Source organism: Rhodosalinus sp. FB01 (assembly GCF_041365715.1).
In the GTDB taxonomy this organism is placed as follows: domain Bacteria; phylum Pseudomonadota; class Alphaproteobacteria; order Rhodobacterales; family Rhodobacteraceae; genus Rhodosalinus.
This window is the reverse complement of sequence record NZ_JBGFSH010000053.1, coordinates 1-548: the sequence shown is the minus strand read 5'-3', so window position 1 is coordinate 548 and position 548 is coordinate 1. Positions and strand designations below refer to the sequence as shown.

Here is a 548-nt window from a genome sequence, read left to right as displayed (position 1 = left end):
AAGTTTTCATCCGACCTTATTCATCGAAATTGGGGGAAATGGCTGGCGTGCCCGCGAAAGCTCTGTAGAATCAAGTTGCTACACGAAACCCGACAGCAACGTTCGGAGCACGCCATGGGTGAAACGCTACAGCCGGTCGCTGCGGGGTTCAACAGGTCCCTGCGCGTCGAGAGCCGGGCCGAGCGGCTGACCAGTGACGCCGGGGCCGTGGTGCTGCGCGAAATCATGGAGCGAAGCGGCATCGTTGAGTGGATGAACCCTCAGCTGACCGATCCGCGGCGGCGGGAGGATGTCGTCCATGACCTCCCCTCGCTCATCCGGACGAGCGTTCTGCTCGCCGCGCAGGGCTGGCGTGACCACGACGACGCGGACGCGCTCAGGGACGACCCCGCCTTCCGGCTGGCGGCCAGTTCGGCCTCCGGACGGACCCCGCTCGACCGCCCGCATGGCCTCGCCTCGCAGCCCACGCTGTCGCGCTTCACCGCCATCATGGCCGAGCCGTCCAACCGGTCGGTGCTGCGCAAGGCCGCCCTCGAACTCGGTGCTCG

1 protein-coding gene is annotated in these 548 nt (G+C 66.8%); it reads left to right on the top strand.

Annotation, left to right across the window (positions count from 1 at the left end; genetic code table 11):
- Positions 1–114: 114 nt before the first annotated feature.
- A partial coding sequence (locus AB6A65_RS16520; protein ID WP_371039483.1) for a transposase occupies positions 115–548 on the top strand: 434 nt, incomplete at its 3' end.